The sequence below is a fragment of the Streptomyces sp. NPDC006261 genome (assembly GCF_040613515.1).
In the GTDB taxonomy this organism is placed as follows: Bacteria; Actinomycetota; Actinomycetes; order Streptomycetales; family Streptomycetaceae; genus Streptomyces.
The window spans coordinates 1-1,663 of record NZ_JBEXSI010000152.1 but is presented as its reverse complement, the minus strand read 5'-3'; the positions used below and the strand labels follow the sequence as shown (position 1 = coordinate 1,663).

General features: G+C 68.1%; 1 pseudogene. It reads right to left on the bottom strand.

Features of this window, described 5'->3' with window-relative positions:
* Positions 1-153: 153 nt before the first annotated feature.
* Positions 154-1,536, bottom strand: a pseudogene (locus ABZ154_RS34970) (NF041680 family putative transposase).
* Positions 1,537-1,663 lie beyond the last annotated feature (127 nt).

Here is a 1,663-nt window from a genome sequence, read left to right as displayed (position 1 = left end):
ACCTGCCCGCCACAACCCGAAGGACCCTGGAGAACCCGACCACCGCGCCGGGATTCCGGCATGCCCGGACACTGCAATCGCGTCGGCCACCCGACAACTGCCCCTCAGCGACGCCTCACCGCCCCAACCGAAACGGCGAGGTTAGCTTGGCGTTTATGCAGCTCTGCTGCTTGCGATGGCTCCCGCGAGGTTCGGTTTGTGCTGTTTCCCGACGGGGTGCTCGCGCGCACGGTGCTTGTTCTTCGTCCCGATCGGCCTGCTGGGGCCCGCGGTGGTGGGTTTCGGTGCGCTGGCCGGCTGAGGCGTTTTCCTGTGGAGGCGGCGAAATCCTCGACGGACGCGCGCGGGTGTGAGGGCGCCCTTGGCGGGCGGGCCGTTCCCAGGGATTACGGAGGTCTTCTGCGAGGGGCCGGGCAAGGCGGAGTTGGGTGTGGGCTGCGATGACGAGCCACGTCCAGCGGTCGGCGGCGGCCGGCTCGCGGAGTTTGGGAGCGGTCCACCCCAACGTCTGCTTGAGCATCCTGAAGGTGTGCTCAAGGTCGAATCTGCGTAGGAATGCCTGCCAGAGCCGGTCCACATCCCCAGCAGTGGCGGCGGTGGCCGACCACCACAGCCAGACCGGCCTGGGGCTGCGGTCTCCGCGGAGGTGGTCGACCTGAAGACGGATGACGGTGCCTTCGATGACCGGCAGGTCTCCTTCGGGGTGTTCGGCCCAGGCCGAGCGCCGGACCAGTAGCGGGTGCAGGCGGTCCCAGGCAGTGGCGACGGCTTTTCCGTAGTGAGTGGTGGCGGTCACCGTGGTGACCGACGGGACCGGTTGAGTGGCCTCAACCTCGAACGCGAACTCCGCTCCGCGCTTGGGCTTGCGCCCACGTTTGCCCGCCGGCTGCGGCGGGGGCGGGAAGTACAGGACGCGGTCCGAACGCATCCGGCCCAGCAGTTCCACGGGCAGGTCCGCGAGCAGGAAAGCCAGACGGGTCACGTCATAGCCGGCATCGACGACGACCAGGACGGGCGGGTCACCGATCTGCCACTGGCCTGTCACATACAGCCGCTGAAAAACGTCCCGGACCTGGCCGGCGGTGACGGCGATCGCGTCGTCCCACGGACACAACCGGACCACGTCCAGCAGGGCAGTCCACGAGGTCCGCCCCGGTTCCAGAGCGGCCACGAAGGAATAGGGCCACCCGGGCTGGTATTCGCGTCCGGCCTCAGCCAGTTGCTCACGTCGACCGCCAGGACCAGCCGGCCCGACGCCGTGCGGGGAAGCGGCAGCCCTGCCAGCGTTCTGCGCAGCCGTGCCACATCCAGATCCCCGCTGTTCAGCCCGCCGTACAAGGCGCCATGCCCGCGCCGATGCTCGGGCTCCAAAGACAGCTCGACCAGCGTCCTCACCGGACCATCCGCGCACAGCAGGGCATCACTCAGCTCGAACAGCGCATCGCGCCGACCGGTCAGACAGGCATAGAGCTCCGTCCGGAAGCATGACAGTTCGGCAAGCGCATCCCGCGGGACGCCGTGTTGCAGCAGACTCAGTGGGCGTTAAGTCCGTTTCTGGTAGCGGCCTCGGGCCTTCCCCCATGAAGGTGGGCACGCGGTTATTGATCACGCGGCGAGCGTGAGTTTAGCGGCGTGGTGTCGGCGTTCGTATTCGTCGGGGCTG